This is a genomic window from Pseudomonas sp. FA-1 (assembly GCF_056856075.1).
Genome location: NZ_JBWXTH010000010.1, coordinates 167998 through 193649 on the forward strand (window position 1 = coordinate 167998; position 25652 = coordinate 193649).

Sequence of the window (25652 nt, forward strand, 5' to 3'; positions counted from 1 at the left end):
GGGCGTCTGTTTCGCCCGAATCTACAGGAATTAAAATGAGCGAAAGCTTTGCAGAACTCTTTGAAGAAAGCCTGAAAACCCTCAATCTTCAGCCGGGCGCGATCATCACCGGTATCGTTGTCGACATCGACGGCGACTGGGTTACCGTTCACGCTGGCCTGAAGTCCGAGGGCGTCATCCCGCTCGAGCAGTTCATCAACGAAGCTGGCGAGCTGACCATCAAGGTCGGTGACGAAGTTCACGTTGCGCTGGACGCGGTCGAAGACGGCTTTGGCGAAACCAAGCTGTCCCGTGAAAAAGCCAAGCGCGCCGAGTGCTGGATTGTTCTGGAAGCAGCTTTCGCCGCCGAAGAAGTGGTCAAGGGCGTTATCAACGGTAAGGTTAAGGGCGGCTTCACTGTCGACGTTAACGGCATCCGTGCGTTCCTGCCGGGCTCCCTGGTCGATGTCCGCCCTGTGCGCGACACCACCCACCTGGAAGGCAAAGAGCTGGAGTTCAAGGTCATCAAGCTGGACCAGAAGCGCAACAACGTTGTCGTTTCCCGTCGCAGCGTGCTGGAAGCCGAGAACAGCGCCGAGCGCGAAGCCCTGCTGGAAACCCTGCAGGAAGGCCAACAGGTCAAGGGTATCGTCAAGAACCTCACCGACTACGGCGCCTTCGTGGACCTGGGCGGCATCGACGGCCTGCTGCACATCACCGACATGGCTTGGAAGCGCATCAAGCACCCGTCGGAAATCGTCAACGTTGGTGACGAAGTCGACGTTCGCGTCCTGAAGTTCGACCGTGAGCGCAACCGCGTTTCCCTGGGTCTGAAGCAGATGGGCGAAGATCCGTGGGTAGCTATCACTGCCCGCTACCCAGAAGGTACCCGCGTACAGGCTCGCGTGACCAACCTGACCGACTACGGCTGCTTCGCTGAGCTGGAAGAAGGCGTTGAAGGTCTGGTACACGTTTCCGAAATGGACTGGACCAACAAGAACATCCACCCGTCGAAAGTCGTTCAGGTTGGCGACGAAGTGGAAGTCATGGTTCTGGACATCGACGAAGAGCGTCGTCGTATCTCCCTGGGCATCAAGCAGTGCAAGTCCAACCCATGGGAAGACTTCTCCAGCCAGTTCAACAAGGGTGACAAGATCACCGGTACCATCAAGTCGATCACCGACTTCGGTATCTTCATTGGCCTGGACGGCGGCATCGACGGCCTGGTTCACCTGTCCGACATCTCCTGGAACGAGTCCGGCGAAGAAGCCGTACGTCGCTTCAAGAAGGGCGACGAGCTGGAAACCGTCATCCTGTCGGTCGACCCAGAGCGCGAGCGTATCTCCCTGGGTATCAAGCAACTGGAAGACGATCCGTTCTCCAACTTCGTTGCTCTGAACGACAAGGGCGCTATCGTCAAGGGTACCGTCAAGGAAGTTGACGCCAAAGGCGCCATCGTCACCCTGGCCGACGACATCGAAGCTACTCTGAAGGCTTCCGAAATCAGCCGTGACCGCGTTGAAGACGCGCGTAACGTCCTGAAGGAAGGCGACGAGATCGAAGCCAAGATCATCAGCGTTGACCGCAAGTCCCGCGTCATCAGCCTGTCCATCAAGTCGAAGGACGACGCTGAAGAGCGCGAAGCTATCCAGAGCCTGAAAAACGCTCCGGAAGCTGCTGCCGACACCACCATGGCCGCGCTGCTGCGCGAAGCTATGGCCAAGCAGAACTGAGTTCTGTTTGATCGGTAAAAAAGGGGCGACCTTCGGGTCGCCCTTTTTTTTTTGCCCTTCCCACGCCCCCCCCTGTGGGAGCGGGCTTGCCCCGCGATAGCGCCCGCCCAAGCACCACTGTTCACGTCCCTTCCACGCCCAGCTCGCGCAGCCAGCCCCTCTCCCAGCCTCCCTACGCTCAAGTCCCTCTACCACTGGGGTTCACGCCCCACCCATTCTTGAATTTTTTTATTAAGTCAAGATGCACCCTGTTCAAATCTTTCAGAGCGTGCTACAAACTGGTTAAGCAATGATCTAGCTGCTTGATAACGAAGGGAAAAATATGACGAAGTCGGAGCTGATCGAACGTATTGTCACCCATCAAGGGCTGCTCTCGTCCAAGGACGTGGAGTTGGCCATCAAGACCATGCTTGAACAGATGTCCCAGTGCCTGGCCACCGGCGATCGCATCGAGATCCGCGGCTTTGGCAGCTTTTCCTTGCACTACCGCTCACCCCGCGTAGGCCGCAACCCGAAGACCGGCCAATCGGTGAGCCTTGAAGGCAAGTACGTCCCGCACTTCAAGCCCGGCAAGGAATTGCGCGACCGGGTCAACGAAGAAGAACACGCCCACACCTGAAGGGCAGAAGGAGCAGTCTGATGCGTAACCTCAAGCGCGCCGTGGCGGCGTTGTTCGTGCTGCTGCTGGCAGCCGTGGTGCTGTTCTTCGTGCTGGAGAACCAGCAAAGCGTCTCCCTGGTCCTGTTCGGCTGGGCCGCCCCCGCCGTGCCGGTAGCCGTGCTGGTCATCGCCGCCCTGGTCATCGGCCTCGCCGTCGGCCCCTTGCTCGGTGCCTACGGCGTACTGCGCAGCAAGCGCAAGATCCGCGCCTCCGCCCGCCAGGCTGCCCTCTCCGGTAACTGACACCATTTCTCCGCGCGGCCCAACCAAGCCCCCGCGATCCGGTAGGAGCGGCCTTGCGCCGCGAAAGGGGCGCAAAGCGCCCCCAGCAATTCCCCAAACCTCCACACCCCACTCACCAACCAGATATTTCCTACACTCATGTAGGAAGCCCACCCTGTAACTCCCTCCAAGCCACATGGGCTAATACCCAATTCCAATCCGCACAGGGAAGGCCTACCGGCATGGACTACCCCAACCTCTCACACCACGGCGCCATCCGCGGCGTCACCGGTTCCTGCCACCAACTCCACCTCGACACCACCAACAGCCTATTGATCGACTGCGGCCTGGAACAAGGCACCGACGCCACCCCCAACAGCGAAACCACCCCCCTCGATTTCGCCATCACCGGCATCCAGGCCCTGGTCATCACCCACGTCCACCTCGACCACGTCGGCCGCATCCCCACACTCCTGGCCGCCGGCTACCGAGGCCCGATCCTGTGCAGCGAGCCCTCCGCGAAACTCCTGCCGCTGATCCTCGAAGACGCCTACCGCCTCGGCATCTCCAGCGAACCCGCACAGATCGACCGCTACCTGGACCTGCTGAACCGCCTGGTCGTCCCGCTCCCCTTCGACCAGTGGCGCACCATCACCCAAACCCCCAGCCTCGAATGCCGCATACGCCTCCAGCGCGCCGGGCACCTGCTGGGCTCTGCCTATGTCGAGTGCGATGTCCGCTACCCCAAACAGGCAACCGATACCCGCGTCGTCTTCTCAGGCGACCTCGGCGCCCCCGACAGCCCACTGCTACGTCCGCTGCAGCCACCCGAAAGCGCCGACATCCTGGTGCTCGAAAGCACCTACGGCGACCGCCTGCACCCAGACCGCAGCGAGCGCCAACAACGCCTGGAATCCGCCATCGACCGCGCCCTTGCGGACCAAGGCACCATCCTCATCCCAGCATTCAGCCTGGGCCGAACACAAGAGCTGCTCTACGAGCTGGAAGACATCCTCCACCGCAAAGCGCTGCTGACCGATGAAGAAAAGCCCGGTGCCGACCCGCTGGATTGGTCCCAACTCCCCATCATCCTCGACTCCCCCTTGGCCCGGCGCGTGACCCAGGCCTACCGCGAGCTGCACGACTACTGGAACACCGAAGCCAGGCAACGCCTGGGCGAAGGCCGCAAGCCATTGGGTTTCCGCCAACTGATCTGCATCGATACCCATGCCAAGCACCAGCAGGTGGTCAACTACCTCAAGAGCACCGGCCGACCCGCCATCGTTATCGCCGGCAATGGCATGTGCTCGGGTGGGCGAATCGTCAATTACCTCAAGGCCATGCTCGAGGATCCGCGGCATGAGGTGATGTTCGTGGGCTACCAGGCCAGAGGTACGCCGGGTGCGGTGATCCAGGCGAGCAGTGGCGCGGACAGGACGGCATGGGTCGAATTGGATCAAGTGCGTTATGAGATACGTGCGAAGGTAATGACACTCGAAGGGTATTCCGCGCATGCGGACCAGGCAGGGTTGGTACGGTTTGCCCTCGGCCAGGGCCAGCCGGCGAGGCGAGTGGTGCTGGTGCATGGAGAGGGGAGGGCGAAGCAGGCCTTGGCCCGGGCGTTGCGGTTACGTTACGAGGCGCTGGGGTATGAGCTGGACGTCACAATTCCGTGAACGCCGTTTGGCGGCAAGGTGAATTTTGGTCGGAAAGCAGGGAACTTCTTTGGTCGGGTTCCCTCTACTGCTGATTAATGCTTAAGGCGTACGGCGGTTCTTGAGCGTGTTGGCAAAATGACGCTACGCTTCAATTGAGTGGCTTGCGCCACCGACGGACGGTCGGTTGGTTGATGGGCTACCGGAGCATGCGGATAGACGTGACCCAAGGAAAAACAGAATAGATGCGCAACGAACCTGAGCGCCTGAGTAGTACTGGTGACGAGATTGACCTTTTCGAGCTGATCGAGGGACTGTGGAAGCAGAAGGTGTTGATCATCGTGACGACTGTAGTCGTGACGGCGATTGCGGTGGCGTATGCGTTTCTGGCCAAGCCTGTGTATGAGGCGAAGGTTTTTGTGCAACCCCCGACTCAAAATGATGTTTCCCCGCTGAATTATGGTCGCGGCGGGAACACGGGTTTGAGCATGCTGACGGTGAAGGATGTCTATGACATTTATCTGCGGAATCTTCAGTCGGAGTCGTTGCGTAGGGAGTTCTTCCGCAACGTATACCTGCCGAGTCTGCCTGAGGATGAGCGTGGTGGATCGCAGGATGAGCTCTATGGTCGCTTTCAGGATGTGCTGACGCTCGGTATCGCTGCCAAGGAAACCCCCAATCGTTTCTTTGTAAAAGCCAACGTATCTGATCCTCAGCAAGCTGCCGAGTGGGTCGTCCGTTATCTCGAAATGGCGGGGCGTCGCGGACGTACGGAAGTCGTCAGGGATGTGAAAGCTGATGCTACGATCAAAGCGAATAACCTTGAGCAGCAGATCAACGCGGCGCTGGAAAGCGCCCGCAAACAGCGTGAAGACCAGATCGTACAACTGACTGAGGCGCTGCGCGTGGCCAAGTCGATTGGCCTCGAGAAGCCACCGATCATCTCGAATACCTTGTCAAGCGAGGTTTCGGCTGGCATGGACGGCTCGTTGATGTACATGCGTGGTAGCAAGGCGCTCGAAGCTGAAATCGATAATTTGCGCAAGCGTACGTCGGATGATGCGTTCGTGAAGAATCTGCGCCAACGGCAAGAGGCCCTGGCGTTTTACCGTACGTTGCAGATTGATCCGGGCGTGATCCAGGTTTACAGGCAGGACGGTGCTGTTGAGTCTCCGGATAAGCCGGTAAAACCTAAAAAATTGCTTATCGTAGCGCTGGGCGTTGTGCTGGGAGGCATTTTGGGAGTGCTGCTTGCACTCTTGCGAAACCTCCGGGCCGAAATTAATGCACGTAGGGTTCGAGAAAGCTGACAGGGTTACGATGGCTATCCAATAGCATGATGCTGGCATCTTGGGATCCGAACTGTCAGAATGGCCGCCATTCGTCCGCACTGGACAGGGATAGTTTATGCTGGCTTCGGCTAGGCGCTATGATGGCGAAATGACTGTTCCTGTCAGGTGGGATAATTTTCCACCGACTAACAGGCCATGCCGTGACCAGCATTATCCCAACCCCACATGCGGTTTCTCATGATGAAATAGACCTTCTGGCGATGCTTCGATCTGTCTGGAGACAGAAGCTTCTGATCGGGGCTGTCGCTGGCTTATGCACCGCAATGGCCGTAGTGTATATATTTAGCGTAACGCCAGAATATGAGGTCAGCACAGTCTTGCGTCCCGCAGCGCTGAATGATTTAGATGAGCTGAACCGCAGCCAAGTTTACTCTCTGCCACCAGAGGCTGCGTTGAAGCGCGTGGGCTCGGCGCTTGACTCTTATGACACTCGCTTGGGTTATTTCCGCTCTAGTTCAGCTTTGCAAGCCGCCTTCATGAAAGACGGCCGTACGTTGGAGCAGGCGTTCGAAGATTTTAACTTCAAAGCGTTGAAGCTTATCCAGCCAGACCCTAAGAAAACCGATTTATTAAAAAAATTTGTCGGTTTGGAAATGCGCTATCCTGAAGGATTAGACGGAAAGTCTGTTCTCAATGGTCTCGTTCAATACGCTATAGTGAACGAGCGGCAACAAATATCTAGGGACCTGCAAGTTATAATCCAGAATCGTATCAAAGAAGTTGATGCGAAGTTGGATGTTGCGCGTGTGGATTATTCGGCAGGCAAGAATAGTAAGATTGCGGAGTTGCTTGAGGCAGATACGCTAAAGCGAGCAAAGTTAAATGATGAGTTGCGAGCTCTGCGTTTGCAGTTGAAGTTGCGTCGCGATAACCGTATTGCTCAACTCAATGAGGCTATTAATATAGCGCAATCATTAGGGCTGAAGCGACCCTCTACTCCTTCTAGCTTTGGACAAGCGGCTTTGGAGTCGGCGGCTAATGTAATTCGGACCGAGGTTACTAATCAACAAATACCCCTTTACTTTATGGGTACGGACGCTCTTGAGGCAGAAAAGCGTGCCCTGCGTAATCGTACTTCCGACGATTTTGCTGACCCACGAGTAGCGGAAATTCGCAAGGAATTGTTACTGCTAGAAAACAATCGTAAAGTTCAAGTCCTGCGTTCTCGGCAAAATGAAGAGCTTTTCCTGAGAGGGATTGAGGGTCTGCGGGCAGAGCGTGCTCGCCTCGCAACAATTAGCACTGACATGAGTACCTTACAGTTGGTTACTGTTGATCGCGTAGCGGTGGACCCTGTCAACGCGGTGTGGCCAAAGAAAGGATTGGTGTTGATGCTTGGCTTGGTGCTGGGCTGTGGGCTAGGGCTTGCGGTGGCTGTATTGCGCTATATGATGCAGATGCGTCCCTATGAGGTCCATCAGGTGGATATTTCCGCCGTGTCAAAAACTCAAGAGCATGACGCGAAGATGCCAATCGTCCTGAGATAACCTCTGACCCTGAGCTGGAAGGGGTGCTTTGTCTAAGGCGTGAGGCGCCTTCTTGCTTGAGTTAAGCGATCAACGCTAGGCGGCTGGCGTTGCGAGGAGAGGCGTTGATAAGCATCTGTTTGGAATTTTTATGTAACACAGCGGGCGAAGGTAGGCGATAATACTCCGCTTGGGTAGCGTCCAAGTGATGTCAATTTAATATTGGCCCAATCACTGGTTGCTAGGGTCAATCTGAAAGTCTGGATACGGGGAAAACGTGTTCGAGCTAAATCAATCCTCACTCACGCTTCAGCATTTCCGACAGGAGCAGGTGGATGCACGCTGAGGGCCGGGAAGATCGGCGGCCGCCGTTAAGTTTGCAAAAAAGGCAAAATATAGAAAAGCTTATAAATGTAGGCCTTCGCGGCGCAACTTTGGCCAGTAAGTTCTTGCTGGTTCTATTTCTTGCAAAATTTTTAGCGCCTGCTGAGCTAGGTCTGTACGGGCTTATTGTTGCTAGTGTCAGCTATGCACTATATTTGGTTGGCTTGGATTTTTATACCTATACTACACGGGAAATCATAAAGCGTAACCCGGGGGACTGGGGAGACATTATAAAGTCTCAAGTTGCTCTGAGTTTTTGTATGTATGTTGTGTTTGTGCCTATTATAAGCATCTCTTTTTGGAAGGGGATTCTTCCGATCTCGTTGATCTATTGGTTTTTCTCTTTGTTGGTTCTTGAACATCTCGCACAGGAGCTAAACAGGGTATTGGTTGCTTTGTCGGCTCAGCTTGTTGCGAGTTTGGTTTTATTCCTACGTTCCGGTCTATGGGCTATCATTGCCGTAGGTCTAATGTTTTTCGATGTTAAGAAGCAGAGCTTAGATTTTGTTTTGTTGTGCTGGGTAGTTGGGGGGGTATGTGCGTGTGCGGTTTCCCTCGTCTATCTAGCTCAAAAAAAGTCGCGGGGCTGGAATCGAGCCGTAGATTGGCGATGGATTAAGGTTGGCGTATATACCGCGATACCTTTTTTAGTCTCTACGTTGGCTACTCGTGGTATTTTTACGCTGGACAGGTACTGGCTTGAGCATTTGACTAATCTTGAAGTCGTGGGGGCGTATGTGCTGTTTATGAGTGTTTCAAATGCCTTGGTTTCATTTCTCGATGCAGGGGTCTTTGTATATACTTATCCAGCATTGATCGCTGCTCACAATGCAGGTCAATTAGATATATATCGCTATCATATGCGTAAACTCGCTATACAGTGTTTAATAATAAGTGTTTTGTTTGGTATTTTTGCCGTATGTGTAATGCCTTATGTGCTTTTAGTGCTTGATAAGGATATTTATATTGGGCAGTCCTGGATGTTCGCGTGGGTGATGCTGGCGACTGTGATATTTAGTTTGGGGATGATTCCGCAGTTTGGCCTTTATGCCCAAGGAAAAGATAAGCATATTGTTGTTAGTCATATAGCAGGATTTTCTGTTTTTGTGCTGGTAGTGGCTGCGTTTTCAAAAAGTTCAGCTAGCGCTTCGGTGCTTGCTGGCTTGGTTGTTGGGTTTGGAGTTAGTACAGTATGGAAGGCGATCGCCTACCATTTGCTGAGTCCATCGATTTATTTGTTTTATAAAAGACGGGTGTGAGAGGAATTATGAAAAGAGCTCTTGTGACAGGCGCGGATGGATTTATTGGCTCTCATCTCACTGAATTACTGGTTCGTGAGGGGTATCAGGTCAAAGCTCTCTCGCAATATAATTCGTTTAACTATTGGGGATGGCTCGAGGACGTAGATTGTTTGGCGGATATTCAGGTTCTGAACGGCGATGTACGTGACCCACACTACTGTAAATATATAACTAAAGATGTTGATGTGGTCTTTCATCTTGCGGCCCTGATCGCGATTCCTTATTCGTATGTTGCGCCTGATAGCTATGTAGATACTAACGTTAAAGGGACGCTTAATATATGCCAGGCCGCGCTGGATAATGGCGTGCAGCGAGTGATTCATACCTCGACGAGTGAGGTATACGGTACGGCGCAATATGTGCCTATCGATGAGAAGCATCCCCTGCAACCACAGTCGCCATATAGTGCTTCAAAAATTGGAGCGGATGCTATGGCGATGAGTTTTTTTAACGCCTTCGATCTGCCATTGACAATTGCTCGTCCTTTCAATACATATGGTCCTCGTCAATCGGCTCGCGCAGTAATTCCTACTATAATCAGTCAGATTGCAAGTGGCAAAAAACAGATTAAGCTAGGCGACGTATCTCCAACGCGCGACTTTAATTATGTAGCTGATACTTGCCGAGGATTCCTTGATTTGGCTCGTTGTGATAAAGCCATTGGTGATACTGTCAACATTGGTTCAAATTATGAAATTTCCGTAGGTGATACGCTAAATCTCATCAAAGAATTGATGGGGAGTGATGTCGAGTTTTTAACCGACGATCAACGTATTCGTCCTGAAAAGTCCGAAGTATTCCGGTTGTGGTGCGATAACACCAAGATCAAAGGACTTACGGGGTTCGAGCCGCAGTACTCGATTCGTGAAGGCCTACAGGCTACGATCGATTGGTTTACCCAGCCGGATAATCTGGCAAAGTACAAAGCTGATATTTATAACGTTTGAGGCATCAACTCATGTTCGACAACCTGATCAGCTTTATTCGCGAACAGTACCGTACCCAAGAGGTCATACCACTCCATGCTCCTGTTTTTGGGGGGCATGAACGGGATTATGTGGTCGACACCATTGAATCAACCTTTGTGTCGAGCGTTGGAGCCTTTGTTGATCGCTTTGAGCGTGACATGGCCGCCTATACAGGTAGCACTCGTGCGGTGGCAACTGTCAATGGCACTGCGGCACTGCATATCGCGTTGAAGCTGGCGGGTGTTGGTCCTGGAGATCTGGTTATCACTCAACCGCTCACTTTCATCGCCACCTGCAACGCTATTGCATACTGTGGTGCTGAAGCCTTATTTATCGATGTAGACCGTCAAACATTGGGGCTTTCGCCCTCGGCGATGGAAGCTTGGCTTGAAGAGTATGCATTTATTTGCGATGACGGGCTATGTCGTGTTCGAGCCAATAATAAAATTATCCGTGCAAGTGTTCCTATGCATACGTTCGGGCATCCAGTTGCTCTAGATGAGCTGGTTTCTGTTTGTGCCCGTTGGAACATTGCTTTGGTTGAGGATGCGGCCGAGTCGCTAGGAAGTCTATATAAAGGAAAGCACACTGGTACGTTTGGGGCGCTGGGTATTCTCAGTTTTAATGGTAATAAAATCATAACAACCGGCGGTGGTGGTATGATTCTCACGGGTGAGGAGTTGGGGGTGCATGCAAAACACTTAACTACCACCGCGAAGAAGCCGCATCCTTACGAATATGTACACGATGAAATCGGTTACAATTATCGACTGCCTAATCTGAATGCTGCTCTTGGTTGTGCTCAGCTTGAGCAGTTAGATAAATTTGTCGTCGCTAAGCGCGAACTCGCCGATCGTTATTCTGCCCAATTAAAGAATGGGCCGTTGCAATTCATAAAAGAACCAGGCGGATGCCGATCAAATTACTGGCTTAATGGCGTGATCTGCGAAGATTTGGAGCAGCGCCAGGCGCTCTTGAAGGCCACCAATGATAAAGGAGTGATGACCCGTCCCATCTGGCAGCTTATGAATCACCTTTCAATGTATTCACACAGTATGAAAGGTGATTTAAGCACGGCGGAGTGGCTGTCCGCCAGAGTCGTAAATTTGCCAAGCAGCGTATTGCCGGAGTTTCAGGTATGAACCGCAAGGTTGCCGTTTTTACTGGTACTAGGGCTGAATATGGTCTTCTTTACTGGCTGATGAAAGATATTCAAGCCAGTGGTCAGCTTGAGCTACAAGTGATTGCCGGAGCGATGCATTTTTCTCCCGAGTTCGGATCAACTTGGGAGCAAATTGAACGGGACGGGTTCACAATAGACGCTAAGATTGAAATGCTTTTATCGTCTGATAGTCCTGTAGGAGTAGTCAAATCCATGGGCCTTGGTACTATTGGTTTCGCAGATGCTCTCGATCGTCTGCGACCGGATATACTGGTGGTTCTTGGTGACCGTTTTGAAGCTCTAGCGATCGTTCAGTCTGCATTGATTATGCGTATTCCTGTGGCTCATTTACATGGCGGGGAGATTACAGAAGGGGCTTACGATGATGCAATTCGACATGCTATTACCAAAATGTCTGACTTGCATTTCGTAGCTGCCGAGCCGTATCGGCGTCGTGTTATTCAAATGGGAGAAGATCCTAGCAAAGTATTCAATGTAGGGGCGATTGGTCTAGATCATCTGATGCGTTCAGACCGGATGAGTCTCGAGGATCTATCAAGCAGTCTTGGGTTCGAGCTGAAGCGCCCCTACCTGTTGGTGACCTATCATCCGGTTACTTTGTTGGAGGAGGATCCAAAAGAAAGTTTCACAGCGTTGCTGGAAGCGCTGGACGAGTTTCCGGATCACCAAGTGATTCTAACTTATCCTAACGCGGACAATGGGGGGCGAGCTATCATTCCGCTACTTGAGCAATACGCTCAACGTCATCCAGAACGTGTTCTCGCAATTCCCTCGCTTGGCTTTAAGCGATACCTCAGCGCTGTATCAATGGCTACCGCTGTCGTTGGTAATTCTTCTAGCGGTATTATTGAGGTGCCATCCTTTGGTGTGCCGACTGTAAATATTGGAGCTCGCCAGCAAGGCCGTCTTGCTGCAAATTCAGTATTGCATTGCAATGCTAGTCGCACTGATATCAGTCAGACTTTACGCCGAGTTTTGGATGATGATTTCCGTGCTTCTTGTGCGAATATCGAAAATCCATATGGGCAGGGGAATGCGACACATGACATCTTGCATCATCTTGAGCAGCTTGACGTTATCTCCCCTAAGCACTTCCATGATTTGGTTTGATCCTCATGTATACATCAGATTCTGAAAAAGTTTATATCATCGCTGAAGCAGGCGTGAATCACAATGGCGAACGGGACTTGGCCTTTGCGTTAGTAGATGCAGCTGCAGCGGCCGGTGCTGATGCTGTAAAGTTTCAGACTTTCAGCGCAGAAAAACTAGCTTCCGCAAGTGCTCCCAAAGCAGCTTATCAGAAAAAAAGCACAGATGCCCAAGAAAGCCAACTGGCGATGCTAAAAAAGCTGGAACTTCCTCAAGAATGGCATTGCGACCTGCAAGAGTATGCCCGGAAAAAAGGAATCGAATTCCTTTCTACTGCTTTCGATAGTGATAGCCTTGATTTCTTGTGCAGCCTCGATATACCAATTTTCAAAATTCCGTCCGGAGAGCTGACAAACTCCCCGTTGCTTTGGTTATTTGCACGTACTGGAAAACCGCTGGTTCTTTCTACTGGCATGGCAACTTTAGCGGAGGTTGAAACTGCGCTTGCGGTCATTTCTCACGCCTTGAACTCTGATCAAGAACCTTCTTCGCTTGATGAGGTTTGGCGACTCTGGAGCCAACCTGAATGTCGGAAAGCTTTGCAGGGGCATGTAACTCTTTTGCACTGCACGTCGCAGTATCCGACCCCTGCTGCTGAAGTAAATCTCAGGGCAATGGATACGTTGGCGGATGCCTTTGGTCTGGCCGTTGGATATTCCGATCACACAGAAGGTACCTTGATTCCTATAGCTGCGGTAGCTCGAGGGGCGAAAGTCATCGAAAAGCATTTCACGCTTGATCGTAACCTTCCTGGTCCGGACCACAAAGCGTCGTTGGAACCTGATGAGCTTGCTGAAATGGTTGCTGATATTCGAGCGCTGCAGCTTGCATTTGGAAATGGTTGTAAAGCACCTCAAGCTAGTGAGTGGGACACTCGTAAGGCTGCAAGGCAACAGGTTATTGCTGCTAGAGCCATCTCTGCTGGAAGCACTTTTCTACGTACAGATCTTACAACTGCCCGATGCGGCAGAGGTTTGGCGCCAGCAATGCTGTGGGAATTAGTAGGGCAATCAGCCAGCCGAGATTATCAGGCAGGCGAGATTATTAACACATGAGCCGAAAATTATCGTTGGTTATGCTCGGGGCAGGGGGGCACGCAAAGGTCTCGTTGTCGCTTGCGCGGGCGGCAGGTTGGGATGTCATTGGCGTCTGCGATCCCTTTCTGGCAGAACAGGGTGTCCAGAGTTGGCGGGGTGTTCCGGTTCTGGGGGGGGATAGCGCTCTCGCCAACATGAATAGCGCCCATGTAGGTCTGATCAATGGTATTGGGCAGCTCGTCCAAGGCAGTATACGGCAAGAGATTTTTGAAAAACTTTCAGGACTAGGTTTCCTCTTTCCTGCGTTGGTGCATCCTACCGCTTGGGTCGATCCCTCTGTTAGTTTAGCCGATGGCGTTCAGATCATGGCTGGCGTTGTGATCCAAGCAGACGTGGTGATTGGTAAAAACTGTATTGTGAACACTCAGGCTGGCATAGATCATGACTGTACTATAGGTGCACATACTCATATAGCTCCTGGCGCTATTCTATGTGGTGGGGTGGAAGTAGAGTCGAATGTTTTCATTGCATGCGGTGCAAAAGTTATTCAAGGCTTAAGGATTGGCCAAGGCGCGATCATTGGTGCAGGCGCAACGTTAGTGCGTGATCTTCTGGCCAATCAAGTACTGCTTGGACCTAAACCCCAATCGAAGATAGCGTCGTCAGACAAATAGTAAGGAAAACATCATGAAACAATGGCAATCAGTGCTTCTTAGTCCAGAAACGTCTCTGGAAACTGCCATAGCTGTGCTTGATCGTGAAGCATTGAGAATCGTAATTATAACGGATGCTCAGGGCTGTTTGCTAGGAACTTTAACTGATGGTGACGTACGCCGAGCACTGTTACGACATCTTTCGTTAACTACTCCATTGCGCGACGTGATGCATACTACACCTCAAGTTGCTGAGCGCGGATGGACTAAGGAGCGCATGTTGTCAGTAATGGAAAAATTCCAGCTTCTGCAATTGCCTGTAATAGATGAAAAGCGAAAAGTAGTAGGTCTAGAAACTCTTCATGGCTTGTTAAATAAGCGCCACCTTAATAATCCTGTGTTCCTTATGGCTGGTGGCTTCGGAACTCGTTTGCATCCCCTTACACACACCTGTCCGAAACCATTATTAAAGGTTGGCGAGAAGCCAATTTTAGAATTAATTATGCAGGGCTTTATTAACGCGGGGTTTCACAGATTTTTCATTTCTACACATTATATGCCGGAAATGATCCGTGAGTATTTTGGTGATGGCAGTAATTGGGGGGTTAGTATCCGTTACGTTCATGAAGATGAGCCTTTGGGGACTGGCGGAGCCTTGGGGTTACTTCCCCATGAAGAGATAAATTCGCCATTATTTATGATGAATGGTGATCTATTAACAAATTTAGACTTCCAGAATCTTCTAAGCTTCCATGAAGCGCACGATGGGGTTGCGACTATGTGCGTGCGTGAGTACAAGCATCAGATTCCGTATGGTGTAGTTCAAAGCGATGGGCATAAAATCATCTCAATGGTTGAAAAGCCGGTGCATCATCATTTTATTAACGCTGGAATTTATGTACTGTCACCGGAGTTAGTAAAAAGCATAAAGCCAGGCACAAAGATTGATATGCCAACAGTATTGGAAAATGCCATGAAGCAAGAGCAATCAGTGAATATGTTTCCTATCCATGAATATTGGCTGGATATTGGCCGTATGGAAGATTTTAAGCGTGCACAATCAGATGTCTTAAGTGTATTCAATGTGTAGGAATAGCTAATGTCATCTCTGATTGTAATTCCTGCACGAGGAGGAAGTAAGCGGCTTCCTCATAAGAATATATTAATGCTGCACGGTAAGCCGTTAATTTCTTGGACTATCGAAGCGGCCCTCAGCTCAAATGTCAGTGAAAAAATAGTAGTAACCAGCGATGATGATGAAATTCTAAAAATTGCTATTTCATATGGAGTGATTGCACATAAACGAGACTCAAGTCTTGCAAGTGACACGGCTAAGACGATTGATGTCGTTTTAGATTGTATTAGTATGTACGGAAACGGTGTGGGTAATGTTCTGCTGCTACAACCAACCTCACCTCTACGGACAGGCGAAGACATTGCTGCGGCAATGGCGCTTTATGAATATGCCGCTCATGAAACAGTAGTGAGTGTTTGTGAAGTTGAACATCCTCTTGAATGGTCGGGAAAAATTAATACGGAAGGTAAATTTTTCGGAGTAGACTTTCATTCAGTCAAGAGAAGCCAAGACCTAGAGAAGTCTTATAGAATTAATGGGGCAATTTATATTTTTCCCAAGACATTATTGATGGAAAATAAAACCTTTTACTCAAATAGTGTTTTTGCATATGTCATGCCTCAGGCACGTTCAATAGATATAGATACATGGTTAGATTTTAAAATTTGTGAATATTTAATGCTGGAAAGCAATTAGGTATCTTTTTTGATGCTCTTGTGCGCCTCCAATATTAGGTTTAATAATTTAGCTGCTGGCAACATCACGGTGGATAGAGCATGAAAAAAAAATTTATTTTGGTTTTTGGTTATACTGCCCTGCACGCCCTTTTGCTTCAAGACATTGAAAAACGTTTCGAGCGCAGTGGTTACGAATGCATTAGTTTTTATCGCCGTCCGAACGAGAATCGTTTTGTTTATAGATTGAGGCAAATTATATTTTTTTTCTGGTATCGATTTAAACTTTTAATTGGTGGCAACATCTCTATACTTCTGCCTCATCCAGAGCACTTATTGGCAAATTATTTTTTTTATTCTTCAAGGGTAGAAAAGATCTATATATATGAAGATGGTTTGATGAATTATCTTCATGTCGAGCTTCCCGAGGTGTTAGTTAAGCAGGCTCGAAAAAAAGCTATACTGGCATCATTTTTTCTTTATAAGTATAAAATTATTAAAGGTTATTTGTCCGGTTGCGAGCAGCGAAAAATAACAGGGACATTTGTTCGTCTACCTGAAATGATGTACTTGCCAGAAAAACATGGTGTTATTTCAAAAATAGATAGCGCTATTGTCGCTGTTGGCTCACCAGATCCGAATATCGCTCTGTTTGTTGATCAGGATATTGAAGCCATATATTCAAAGGAAGAGGCGGCTCGCCTTAGGGCGAAAATTTATAAAGGAATGAGTTCATTCGATAAGGTATATGTAAAACCTCACCACAATTATTGGTCTGAAGGGAAGCGCTTTATCGGACTGCCTGATAATTTTGAGCTGCTTTCCGATGAGCTAAAATCGTTAACTGCAGAAGAGGTTACTGTGATTTTGAAAGTTGGTAGTGTTTGGGGTTTCTATAGTTCAGCATTAATAAATGCGGCGACGATGCTCAACAATGTAAAGTGTTACTCGTGCGCTTCAGAGACGCATTGGGTTAATACAGTGGAGGGTGATATTTTGATGTCAGATCTTTTAAAAAAATTTGGCGTAAAAGCGCTGTAAAAATGACTTGCTTACCGAGCGAGGTGAACTGACGTCATGATTTTAATATTTGTTCTATTTGTAATAGCAATCGTCACTCATGCGCGAGTATGGGGTTTTTTTGATCTTGCCAATCCCATAGTATTTATGTTGGATTATCATTTGTTTTTTCTTTCGCTGGGTGTTTTTGTTTTCTATTTCAACTTGTATCCAGCATATGAGATACAGCAAATTTCGTTGTTTTTAGTTCTTGCATCGTATGTCGTGACTACTCTGTCTGCTTTTGTAACATATTTTGTCATCGGGAAGTATATTCGGTTACGTCTTTCGTCAATTTCTTATGAACGCTTCATCTCTCATTCAGATGTGAAATCAAATATTTTGTCAGATTTGTTTTGGGTTATAGGAGTTTTATTGACAATCGCTGTTGTTTTTAAGAGTGGATTTAGTGCTCTCTTAAGTATGTCAGCAGGAGAAGGTTTTGAAGATGAACGCGTAGCTGCTATGAGTGGTAACGGAATACTGGTTATTCCTGCGCAGATATTCTTATTGGTGGGTACTGTTTGGGCTGTCAGTCGAGCTGATCGATCCTTTATCATTAAGGTGTTCATGTTTTTGGTTGCCGTTATTTGCATGGTTTCTTTTGGTTTTCGTTCTGGTGTCGCCTTCCTTGTTGCGATTTGTGGGCTAAACTACCTATATAATAAATTCGGAAAAGTCCCATCCTTTAAGATAACTATTTTTGCTTTTTTTGCTTTAAGTTTTTTTGTTTTTATGGGGGTGCTGCGAAAAGGTGAAGGAGATGTTCTTGAGCGTTTCATGGCCAGTTTTTTTTGGAGGTCATTTGTTACGCTCTATAATTTAGACGTAATTTTGTCTAATTATAAAGACTTCTTGCATGGGGAAGGGATCTTGATGGAATTGGCAGTAATTGTTCCGGGGCCGGATATAAATTTAGGTGCTCATCTTAAGGAAGTATTAGGCTATGATTTTCCAGGAGGTGGTATTACGCCGTCTTATATTGGTGCAGGATATATAGATTTTGGAATATGGGGTGCAGTTCTTTATCCAGCCTTTACAGGTGTTCTAGTCGCATCGTCCTATGTTTTATGGCCAGTATTTGTTGGGCGCTCTGGATTGTCGTTTTTATTACTATTAATTTTTTCAGTAACGACTAGCGGTGTATCTGCGGCAGGGTTCGTATCTCCGTACTTATATTTTGGCATTCCATTGTTTTTGCTTGGCTTGGGGGTTCGTCTTGTACTTTCTATGCGTTTACTGATGCATAAAAATAATGCATAAACCCATTGGGATACTCTTAAGTTTTTAATTAATAGGTGTTGATGGTGAGCTCTTTTACAGGAAAAAAATTATATATTCTAGGGACAAGGGGAGTTCCGGCGCAGCACGGCGGATTTGAGACTTTTGCTGAAAAGCTGTCACTTTACCTTGTTTCTAGAGGATGGGATGTTACTGTTTATTGTCAAGAGGAAAAAGGAAAGGGCGTTTGGAAAAGTGACTGGTGCGGAATTAATAGAATTCATATTCCGGTAAAGCGTCAAGGAGCTCTAGGGACAATTATATTTGATTGGCGAGCTACTTGGCACGCGCTGTCTCAGCAAGGGCTCTTCCTTACGCTTGGTTATAATACTGCAATATTTAATGTAATGCAGCGTTTGAAAGGGCAAGTTAATATAATTAACATGGATGGCATTGAGTGGCGGCGGGAGAAGTGGGGAGGGCTCGCAAAGACGTGGTTCTGGATTAATGAGCGCATAGGGTGTTGGGTAGGGAACCATCTAATTGCCGACCACCCAGATATTAAATCTCATTTGTCTACGAGAGTGAATCATAAAAAAATTACAATGATTCCATATGGGGGCGATGAGGTTAGACAGGCCGAAGAAAAAATTCTAAGCCAGTTTGGAGTGGTCGCGGGGGAGTTTTCAATAGTTATTGCGCGTCCGGAACCAGAAAACTCGTTCTTGGAAATGATCAAGGCATTTAGTGCAAAAAAACGAAATCACAAACTTGTTGTATTAGGAAATTTTATACCTGAGACAAACTTGTATCATAAGCAAGTCATTGACGCCGCGAGTGACGAAGTTATATTCCCAGGTGCTATATACGATGCTGAAATAGTTCGATCTCTGCGGTATTTTAGCCGATTTTATCTTCATGGCCATCGGGTTGGCGGTACTAACCCTTCACTCGTTGAGGCTTTAGGGGCCGGATGCGCGGTCCTTGCGCATGAGAATTGTTTTAACAAATGGGTTGCTGGTGCGGATGCGCGATATTTTGCTACTGAAGCAGAATGCTCGGCTTTGTTTGATCAAATCCTTCAAGACGATGATGCTGTTCTGCTGATGAAACAATCAAGTATTAAACGGTTTACTGAGCGTTTTACATGGGCGCAAATTTTGCGGGAATATGAGCAGCTGCTTCTCAGTTGGTATTCTGTGAAATAGAAGTTGTTCTTCATTATATTTTTTAGCTCCAAGCGAACCGCTTTTCGCTTGGAGCTTTTTATGCAATATACGCCGTTGGTTAGTGCTTCATCCCTAATTTTCTGATAACGGATAACCGTGTTAGACTATCCATCAGCCGTTAGCTCTGTACGGCTCCGAGACTAGACTGGGGCCAGAGCCTCGTTGGTCGGTGTCAATCTCGTGGGCTCGGTCTCGATTGGTTTCTGACTTGGCGATATTGGATTTAGCAACTAAACGTTAAATGAATCTGTTGGAGTTTTTTTGGGACTATGCAAGCCATTCCACGCTACCAGCCTACTTTTGCAGAGCGCTACCCCGTACCACTTTTTGTGGCTTTGCTTGACTTTTTCATAGTTATTGCAGCTGGGCTTGTTGCTCACTATTATCGTTTCGATATGTTTGAGATGAATGGGCGCTATAATACTGCCACTACATTGTCGGCGATCATAGTTGTTCTCTGTTTGGGCGTTGGAGGAGGGTATGGTTCGCAGCGTGGTTACGCTTTCATCAGGCAGTTTAGCGTTTTAATTGTGGCCTGGTTGGCGGCAGCGGGATTACTACTTTCGTTGAGCTTTTTTCTGAAAGTTTCAGAAAATTACTCGAGAATTTGGTTTAGTTCTATGTTGGTAATCGGTGGAGGTATGAGCCTCTTGCTTCGGATTTCAGCATTTATGCTTTTAAAAAAAATCCGGGCTTCAGGTATGAATCTAAAGACTGTTGTTTTGATCGACTCCGGTGGGGTGACGGCGTCTAAATTAATCCAAGGGCGCTCTTTAGAAGTTTTTGGGTTTAAGATAATTGAAATTTTGCCGTTTAGTCGGGATGAAAATTGGGAGAGTCAACTTCCAGAAATAGTGGATAAGCTAGGTGTGCATGAAGTCTGGCTGTGTCTGCCCTTAAGTGAAGGGGGGGCTATTCGTACAATTATGTATTCACTCCGTCACCATACGGTGGCTGTCAGGTTTATTCCAGAGTGGGGTGATACTCGCTTATTAAATCATAAAGTTAGCCATATTGCTGGAGTTTATTCATTAGATTTGAGTTGTAGCCCAATGGACGGTGGGGCACGTATAGTAAAACGTGCAGAAGACATTATTTTGGGCTCTATAATTTCATTATTGATACTTCCCGTTTGTGTTATTATCGCCTTGGCAATACGGTTTACCTCTAAAGGCCCGATTCTTTTCAAGCAATATCGAACAGGGATTAATGGGAAGCGTTTCAAAGTCTACAAGTTTAGAAGTATGGTCGTGCATAAAGAAGGGGGTAGTACTGTTACGCAAGCCACTCGGCATGACGCCAGAGTGACAAGGGTTGGAGCTTTTCTACGTCGTACAAGCCTTGATGAATTGCCACAGTTTTTTAATGTGTTGCAAGGCCGAATGTCAATTGTTGGGCCTCGGCCGCATGCGCTCTCTCATAATGAGTATTATAAAGATTTGGTAGAGTCATATATGCAAAGGCATAAGGTTAAGCCAGGCATTACTGGCTGGGCTCAAGTTAGTGGTTATCGTGGTGAAACCGATACATTAGAGAAAATGCAAAAGCGGGTGGAATATGATCTTTGGTACATTGATAATTGGACTATATGGCTAGACGTAAAAATAATTTTCATGACTGTACTGAAGGGGTTTGTTAATAGAAACGCATATTGAATATTTGTTTTTTGGGGGTTGCAGTGTTAAAAATTGACAGAGCCATTTGGGTTTTTTTTTCTAATTGGAAGGCAGTTCTCGCTGCTTTTATGGCTATTGGGCTTGTAGTTTTGGTTAGCGGTAAAGTTTTTATTGTTTCGGGGAGTGCTAGGAATTCACAGATTTACATTTGGTTGCTTCTTCCCGCATTGTTTTTGCTTTTTTTGGGGGGGAAAAGAAAATTTGACTTCTATTACCTTCCTTGGGGCTTGTTTTTGGGTTGGGTTTCGCTGAGTGCTTTCTGGGCAAGCGGTAGTGATACGGATCCTCTTTCATTAGCTAAGCGTGGGCTTTATATCGCAATTTTCATTGTTGCAGTTAGAATTTTGTTGGATGATAAGGAGGTTTACTTTCGGCGTGCTCTGCTCTGGGGGATCGCTTTAGTTTCCATTGGGGCTTTTCTTAGTTTGTTGTATCAATACGTTATCTTGAAGCAATCGCTAGCTTATAGAGCGTTTCGCATTGATCGTATGGGTTATGGCGAGTTTGCAAATTATGGTTGGCCTGTCGCTGCAGGTATTTTTCACGGTGCAATAGCAAGTTGGGCGCTAGGTTTGGCTTTAGACAAGAATGCTGGCTTTTTTAGATCCTCTTTCTGGCTAACTTGTTTTTCAATTCTATCCATATATGTGTTGCTTACATATACGCGAGGGGCGTGGATCGGTCTTGCGGTAACTTCTGTTGTTATAGTGTTAATGATTAACTCACGCCGCGGGTGGTTTTTGCTGGGCGCTGGTGTCTTGCTCGTATGTAGTGCACTCCTTATGTGGTGGGATAAAATAATTTTTGAGATTGTATATAGGAAGCTGTCGGGTCGAGGCCCTATATGGGAGTATTTTTATTCTGTAATGGAAGGTAAATGGTTACTTGGTTACGGCCTGGGCACGCCTTTTGAGTATAAATGGCCAGGCCAAGAAACTATATCGCCGCATGCTCATAGTCTTTATTTGCAGCTAGTATATGATAGCGGCTTAGTATCTCTTGCGTTACTGCTTGTGGGAGTTGCGACAATTAGTTACAAGGCTTGGACTTTAAGGCACGAGGCTTGGGTGGTTTTGGCGTTTCCCGCATTATTGTTTTCGATGATAGCGATGATCACTGATGTAGAGCGGATTTTTACTCGCCCTGGCGATTATTGGGTCGTTTTTTGGTTGCCGGTATCAGTGCTATTGGCGGTTCCACGTCACAAATAAAAAATTAGCTAAGTTCTTGATTTCTTTAGGGTCTATTTGGGCCCTTTTTTTAAAAATTTTTCTCGCTTTGGATTGATGTGCTCGTCATTGATTTAATATCAAAGATCGTTAGGCTTCCGTCAGGGAACGAGCAGCCTGTATCAATATAAAAAGTATTGCCAAGTCTTAACGGTTTGGGAACTGTTGAATGACCGACAAACAAATTTCCTATTCCCAAGATTGGCTTTTTGTCCATTGTGTTTAGACGTTTTCGTGCATATAAGGCCTGAAATAGTGCTTCTGTTCTTTTTCTTTCGATAGGTTCATCTAGTAGCGCTATAGATTTACTCCATTCTAGGCCTTCCTCCCACTTAGGGGGTTCTGCGTGTATTATCCCTGTCGTGGAACCATTTGGAAGCGAAATTTCAATTGCGATAGGTAGCTGATTAAAGGCAAGTGTTATTTCTTTTTGTACGTGGTGCGAGCACTTATAGAACCAATCACCTCCGTTTTTACTATGTCTTAATGCATCCCCATTTCCATTTATTGAGTCTATCGCCATTTGCTCGTGATTGCCCCTAACGCTATGGAACCAAGGCTGTTTCAGCCATTCCAATACATTTTTTGAAAATGGTCCGCGGTCAACGAGATCTCCCGTCGAAAATATTCGATCGATAGACGTGTTGAAGCTTATTTTCTTTAATATTTTTTCGAGAAGTTCGAAGCTTCCATGGATATCACCGGTAATGAAGTCTCGGCCTTTATGATTTGCAGGAATTTTTTTTAAGGATAATGATTGCATTTAGTTCGCATCGTTGTACTTTGATTTCATGGTTTCTATTATTTTTGTGCCTGGTTTTTGTTTGTTGGTTTTGAATTTTTTGTCTTGTGGAATTGAGTTTTTTTTAGGTTTTTGTATAATTATTTCGGCTAAATTTTTTCAAGTCCTTTGTGTTGCCTAGTTTAAAGGAGTAAGTTTTTGAAATCAGCGTCGTTAACCATCCCTGAAGTTATCCTATTCGAACCTCGCATTTTTGGCGATGCCCGCGGCTTCTTTTTTGAAAGCTTCAATCAGCGTGTCTTCGAAAGCGCCATCGGCAGACCCGTCACCTTTGTTCAAGACAACCACTCCCGCTCCGCTAAAGGCGTTCTACGGGGCTTGCACTACCAGATTCAGAACCCCCAAGGAAAGCTCGTTCGCGTAGTGGAAGGCGAGGTTTTCGACGTCGCTGTCGACCTGCGCCGTTCCTCTCCAACTTTCGGCCGCTGGGTCGGTGCTTATCTGTCCGCAGAGAATAAACACCAACTTTGGGTCCCGGAAGGCTTCGCACACGGTTTCGTCGTTCTCTCCGAGACGGCCGAATTTCTTTACAAGACCACGGACTACTACGCGCCAGCCCATGAGCGTTGCCTGGCTTGGAATGATCCGCAAGTCGCCATTCAATGGCCACAACAGGGCGAGCCGTTGTTGTCCGACAAGGACAAGCTCGGAAAGCTTCTCGCTGAAGCTGACTTGTTCGACTGATCAGTATTTACGATGGGGTTGCGAGCGAGGTCTGGTTTTCAGGCCCTGCTCGCGTTCGGAGTCTATAGCAACCTCGAACTCAGCAAACCCATACCGTTCAAGGTACAATTCCGCCCGTGAGGTATTCAGCCCCCTGTGAGCTGATCCTCCGCCGAATCATGACTAGACGTACGCACGCTGAGTCCCCTTCCCGGGGTCTATATGACGACGGCTGTCAGCAAGACGTTAATGCCCAACGTTGGGCGCAAGGAAGTCCGTCATCCCTTTCGCGAAACAACTGAAAAGACCTGAAAAATGACTATCTTGGTAACCGGCGGAGCCGGCTTCATCGGCGCAAATTTCGTACTGGACTGGGTGGCTCAATCGGATGAGCCGGTGATCAACCTGGACAAGCTCACCTACGCAGGCAACCTGCAGAACCTCGCGAGCCTGGAAGGTAACCCCCAGCACCAGTTCGTACAGGGCGACATCGGTGATTTCGAGCTGGTGCAGCGCCTGCTGGCAGAGCACAAGCCGCGAGCGGTGATCAATTTCGCCGCCGAATCCCATGTGGACCGCTCGATCCACGGTCCTGAAGATTTCATCCAGACCAATATCGTCGGCACCTTCCGCCTGCTCGAGGCCGTGCGCGGCCACTGGAAAGGCCTAGAAAGCGACGCCCAGCAGGCCTTCCGCTTCCTCCACGTTTCCACCGACGAAGTGTATGGCTCCCTGGCAGCCGACGAGCCAGCGTTCACTGAAAAGCACCAGTACGAGCCCAACAGCCCGTACTCGGCGAGCAAGGCTGCGAGCGACCATCTGGTCCGTGCCTATCACCACACCTACGGCCTGCCGGTGCTGACCACCAACTGCTCCAACAACTATGGCCCTTATCATTTCCCGGAGAAGCTCATCCCCTTGATGATCGTCAACGCCTTGGGTGGTAAAGCGCTGCCGGTGTATGGCGATGGCCAGCAGATCCGTGATTGGCTGTACGTCAAAGACCACTGCAGTGCCATCCGCCGTGTGCTTGAGGCGGGCAAGGTGGGTGAGGTTTACAACGTCGGCGGCTGGAACGAGAAGCCGAACCTGGAGATCGTCAATCGTGTCTGCGCCTTGCTCGATGAGCTGCGCCCGCGTGAGGATGGCAAGGCCTACAGCGAGCAGATCACCTTCGTGACCGATCGCCCAGGGCATGACCGTCGTTATGCCATCGATGCCCGCAAACTGGAGCGCGACCTGGGCTGGAAGCCAGCGGAAACCTTCGAGACCGGCATTCGCAAAACCGTGCAGTGGTACCTGGATAACTGGCAGTGGGTCGAGAACGTGCAATCCGGCAATTACCGTGACTGGGTCGAGAAGAACTACAGCGGGCGTAATGCATGAAGATCCTGCTGCTAGGCAAAGATGGTCAAGTTGGCTGGGAACTGCAACGCAGCCTTGCGCCGCTGGGAGAGGTTTTGGCGCTCAACTCTCGCAGTGAATCCTATTGTGGCGACCTCGCTGACTTGGCAGGCCTTGGGCGTACCGTTCAAGACTGGGCTCCTGATGTGATCGTCAATGCCGCCGCTTACACAGCTGTGGACAAGGCTGAGTCGGAGCGCGAACAGGCCTTCCGGGTCAACGCCGAGGCCGTTGGTGTGTTGGCACAGGCTGCGGCAGCTTCCGGGGCGCTGTTGGTGCATTACTCCACCGACTACGTTTTCCCTGGGCACGGCGTGACGCCTTGGCAGGAGACGGATGAAGTAGGGCCGCTCAACGTATACGGCGAGAGCAAGCTTGCGGGTGAGCAGGCGATACAGGCGTCGGGCTGTAAGCATCTGATCTTCCGTACTTGCTGGGTATACGCGGCACGTGGCAATAACTTTGCTCGCACCATGCTGCGCTTGGCCACGGAGCGCGACACCTTGGGCGTTATCGATGACCAGTTTGGCGCACCTACCGGCGCGGAACTGATCGCTGACGTAACTGCGCACGCTATTGTCGCGGCGCGCCACGATGCTGCATTGTCTGGGCTCTATCATTTGGCCGCAGCAGGGGAGACGACTTGGTGTGGCTATGCCCGTTTTGTGCTGGAGCACGCTGCTGCGGCCGGTGTGGCGCTGAAGGTGCCCGCTGAGGCGGTCAAGGCGTTGACCACTGACGCCTACCCCACACCGGCGAAGCGGCCGGCCAATTCGCGTCTCGATACGCATAAACTTGAGAAAGCTTTCGGCCTGCGGCTTCCTGAATGGCAACAGGGCGTGGCACGGATGCTGACGGAAATACAAGGGAAATAACGG

Annotated in this window: 23 protein-coding genes; 22 read left to right on the top strand and 1 reads right to left on the bottom strand. The window is 48.9% G+C overall.

Features of this window, described 5'->3' with window-relative positions:
* The first annotated feature begins 35 nt into the window (after nt 1-35).
* The 19 genes from rpsA to AC1MHZ_RS18515 all read left to right on the top strand — a co-directional run bounded on the left by rpsA (nt 36) and on the right by AC1MHZ_RS18515 (nt 21887).
* Nucleotides 36-1712, top strand: coding sequence for a 30S ribosomal protein S1 (gene rpsA / locus AC1MHZ_RS18425; protein ID WP_084854918.1), 1677 nt, complete (start codon nt 36-38; stop codon nt 1710-1712).
* A 322-nt stretch (nt 1713-2034) separates the two neighbouring features.
* Entirely contained in the window at nt 2035-2331 is a 297-nt protein-coding gene (gene ihfB / locus AC1MHZ_RS18430; protein ID WP_084854919.1) for an integration host factor subunit beta, read from the top strand.
* A 20-nt stretch (nt 2332-2351) separates the two neighbouring features.
* Entirely contained in the window at nt 2352-2615 is a 264-nt protein-coding gene (locus AC1MHZ_RS18435) for a LapA family protein (RefSeq protein WP_084854920.1), read from the top strand.
* Nucleotides 2616-2836: 221 nt separating this feature from the next.
* On the top strand, nt 2837-4270 hold the full coding sequence (locus AC1MHZ_RS18440) for an MBL fold metallo-hydrolase RNA specificity domain-containing protein (protein WP_482966755.1): 1434 nt from the start codon (nt 2837-2839) through the stop codon (nt 4268-4270).
* 224 nt (nt 4271-4494) lie between these two features.
* Nucleotides 4495-5559 (top strand): LPS O-antigen chain length determinant protein WzzB, encoded by a 1065-nt coding sequence (locus tag AC1MHZ_RS18445; protein WP_482966756.1) that lies wholly within the window; start codon nt 4495-4497, stop codon nt 5557-5559.
* 182 nt (nt 5560-5741) lie between these two features.
* Nucleotides 5742-7088: a Wzz/FepE/Etk N-terminal domain-containing protein gene (locus AC1MHZ_RS18450; protein WP_482966757.1), complete on the top strand. Its 1347-nt coding sequence runs from the start codon at nt 5742-5744 to the stop codon at nt 7086-7088.
* A 314-nt stretch (nt 7089-7402) separates the two neighbouring features.
* Nucleotides 7403-8710: an MATE family efflux transporter gene (locus AC1MHZ_RS18455; protein WP_482966758.1), complete on the top strand. Its 1308-nt coding sequence runs from the start codon at nt 7403-7405 to the stop codon at nt 8708-8710.
* Between the two features lie 8 nt (nt 8711-8718).
* The gene (locus tag AC1MHZ_RS18460) at nt 8719-9699 is read left to right on the top strand and encodes an NAD-dependent 4,6-dehydratase LegB (protein WP_482966759.1); all 981 of its coding nucleotides are present in this window, start codon (nt 8719-8721) and stop codon (nt 9697-9699) included.
* Between the two features lie 11 nt (nt 9700-9710).
* A complete protein-coding gene (locus AC1MHZ_RS18465) occupies nt 9711-10862 on the top strand; it encodes a LegC family aminotransferase (protein ID WP_482966760.1) in 1152 nt (383 codons plus the stop codon).
* Nucleotides 10859-12013, top strand: a complete 1155-nt coding sequence (gene neuC, locus AC1MHZ_RS18470) for a UDP-N-acetylglucosamine 2-epimerase (RefSeq protein WP_482966761.1) — start codon at nt 10859-10861, stop codon at nt 12011-12013. The genes AC1MHZ_RS18465 and neuC overlap by 4 nt, the downstream gene beginning before the upstream one ends.
* A gap of 5 nt (nt 12014-12018) precedes the next feature.
* The gene (gene neuB / locus AC1MHZ_RS18475; RefSeq protein ID WP_482966762.1) at nt 12019-13107 is read left to right on the top strand and encodes an N-acetylneuraminate synthase; all 1089 of its coding nucleotides are present in this window, start codon (nt 12019-12021) and stop codon (nt 13105-13107) included.
* Nucleotides 13104-13763 carry an acetyltransferase gene (locus AC1MHZ_RS18480; RefSeq protein ID WP_482966763.1) on the top strand — a complete coding sequence of 220 codons (660 nt, stop codon included), beginning with the start codon at nt 13104-13106 and terminating at the stop codon, nt 13761-13763. Before neuB ends, AC1MHZ_RS18480 begins: the two co-directional genes overlap by 4 nt.
* A 13-nt stretch (nt 13764-13776) precedes the next feature.
* The gene (locus tag AC1MHZ_RS18485; protein ID WP_482966764.1) at nt 13777-14832 is read left to right on the top strand and encodes a nucleotidyltransferase family protein; all 1056 of its coding nucleotides are present in this window, start codon (nt 13777-13779) and stop codon (nt 14830-14832) included.
* Nucleotides 14833-14841: 9 nt separating this feature from the next.
* Entirely contained in the window at nt 14842-15513 is a 672-nt protein-coding gene (locus AC1MHZ_RS18490) for an acylneuraminate cytidylyltransferase family protein (RefSeq protein ID WP_482966765.1), read from the top strand.
* A gap of 80 nt (nt 15514-15593) precedes the next feature.
* Nucleotides 15594-16532 carry a polysialyltransferase family glycosyltransferase gene (locus AC1MHZ_RS18495; protein ID WP_482966766.1) on the top strand — a complete coding sequence of 313 codons (939 nt, stop codon included), beginning with the start codon at nt 15594-15596 and terminating at the stop codon, nt 16530-16532.
* Between the two features lie 36 nt (nt 16533-16568).
* Nucleotides 16569-17813 carry an O-antigen polymerase gene (locus tag AC1MHZ_RS18500; RefSeq protein WP_482966767.1) on the top strand — a complete coding sequence of 415 codons (1245 nt, stop codon included), beginning with the start codon at nt 16569-16571 and terminating at the stop codon, nt 17811-17813.
* Between the two features lie 44 nt (nt 17814-17857).
* Nucleotides 17858-18979 (top strand): DUF1972 domain-containing protein, encoded by a 1122-nt coding sequence (locus AC1MHZ_RS18505; RefSeq protein ID WP_482966768.1) that lies wholly within the window; start codon nt 17858-17860, stop codon nt 18977-18979.
* Nucleotides 18980-19269: 290 nt separating this feature from the next.
* Complete coding sequence (locus AC1MHZ_RS18510; RefSeq protein ID WP_482966769.1) at nt 19270-20655, top strand: undecaprenyl-phosphate glucose phosphotransferase; 1386 nt, start codon at nt 19270-19272, stop codon at nt 20653-20655.
* A gap of 23 nt (nt 20656-20678) precedes the next feature.
* On the top strand, nt 20679-21887 hold the full coding sequence (locus AC1MHZ_RS18515; protein ID WP_482966770.1) for an O-antigen ligase family protein: 1209 nt from the start codon (nt 20679-20681) through the stop codon (nt 21885-21887).
* Nucleotides 21888-21936: 49 nt separating this feature from the next.
* On the opposite strand, the gene AC1MHZ_RS18520 is transcribed toward AC1MHZ_RS18515, so the two are convergent.
* Nucleotides 21937-22668 carry a metallophosphoesterase gene (locus AC1MHZ_RS18520; protein ID WP_482966771.1) on the bottom strand — a complete coding sequence of 244 codons (732 nt, stop codon included), beginning with the start codon at nt 22666-22668 and terminating at the stop codon, nt 21937-21939.
* Between the two features lie 177 nt (nt 22669-22845).
* Here AC1MHZ_RS18520 and rfbC point away from each other — a divergent pair, with 177 nt between their 5' ends.
* From rfbC to rfbD, 3 genes are all read left to right on the top strand, one after another.
* Nucleotides 22846-23391 (top strand): dTDP-4-dehydrorhamnose 3,5-epimerase, encoded by a 546-nt coding sequence (gene rfbC, locus AC1MHZ_RS18525; RefSeq protein WP_482966772.1) that lies wholly within the window; start codon nt 22846-22848, stop codon nt 23389-23391.
* A 294-nt stretch (nt 23392-23685) separates the two neighbouring features.
* Nucleotides 23686-24756 (top strand): dTDP-glucose 4,6-dehydratase, encoded by a 1071-nt coding sequence (gene rfbB / locus AC1MHZ_RS18530; RefSeq protein ID WP_224458326.1) that lies wholly within the window; start codon nt 23686-23688, stop codon nt 24754-24756.
* Nucleotides 24753-25649: a dTDP-4-dehydrorhamnose reductase gene (gene rfbD / locus AC1MHZ_RS18535; protein WP_482966773.1), complete on the top strand. Its 897-nt coding sequence runs from the start codon at nt 24753-24755 to the stop codon at nt 25647-25649. The genes rfbB and rfbD overlap by 4 nt, the downstream gene beginning before the upstream one ends.
* Nucleotides 25650-25652: the final 3 nt, after the last annotated feature.